Here is a 756-nt window from a genome sequence, read left to right on the forward strand (position 1 = left end):
TAGGGCAGGTTTGTTGCGTTCATCGTCCGGCCTTTCTGGTTCGTCGCCAGTTTTCGGCGATCCATTTGTGTGCATCGTTGGGGGCGGCGAAGGTGCTGACGTGGTGTCCGGTGATATCGCTACGGCCATGGAAACTACGAAGTCGCCACTGTCCGGCGATTTCCTTTACCGGCTCTTCAGGATTTAGAGTGCGTTGATCTTGGTGTGCAGCTGTCCGGAGTGGATCAAGGATCGCAAGATGTAGTGCCCGAGGTTCTTGAACCCCAGAGCGATGCCGCGCAGATGCTCCAGGCGCCCGTTGATCGCCTCGACGGGCCCGTTGGACGCGCCGATATCGAAATACGCCAGCACGTCCTTCTGGCGCCGGTACAGCGTGTTTCCCAGCTGCTTAATCTCCTCTAACCCCTTCGGCATCGTCGATGAACGCAGCGTGCTGATCACCTTCTGCATCAGCTTCTTGCCCTCGGCTTTCTTCGGGTACTGATAGGCGGCGATGATCTGCTGATACACCGACCACGTCACCTCCAAAGCCACGTAGTCTTCGTCGGTGGCCCACAGTTGCTCGAGTCGCCGATGCTGTCGATCAGTGAGGAAGTCAATCCTGGTCAACAGGGTTTTCCGGTTCTTATACAACGGATCGTTTTTCTTGCCCCGCCGCCCGGTGGTCATCCGCTGCAGGCGCTGCCGGCACACGGTCAACTTGTCGGCGGCCAGGTGCACCACGTGAAAGGGATCCATCACCGCCTGCGCCCGCGG

Annotated in this window: 2 protein-coding genes; one reads left to right on the forward strand and one right to left on the reverse strand. The window is 59.0% G+C overall.

Features of this window, described 5'->3' with window-relative positions:
* Positions 1 to 187, forward strand: a 187-nt coding sequence (locus tag F4V54_RS11700) for a hypothetical protein (RefSeq protein ID WP_211359498.1), incomplete at its 5' end; no start/stop codon positions are given.
* On the opposite strand, the gene F4V54_RS10995 is transcribed toward F4V54_RS11700, so the two are convergent.
* A partial coding sequence (locus F4V54_RS10995; protein WP_150387157.1) for a transposase occupies positions 184 to 756 on the reverse strand: 573 nt, incomplete at its 5' end. The two genes, F4V54_RS11700 and F4V54_RS10995, sit on opposite strands and share 4 nt — an antisense overlap.

Origin of the sequence: Corynebacterium tuscaniense (genome assembly GCF_008693065.1) — a bacterium.
Taxonomy (GTDB): Bacteria; Actinomycetota; Actinomycetes; order Mycobacteriales; family Mycobacteriaceae; genus Corynebacterium; species Corynebacterium tuscaniense.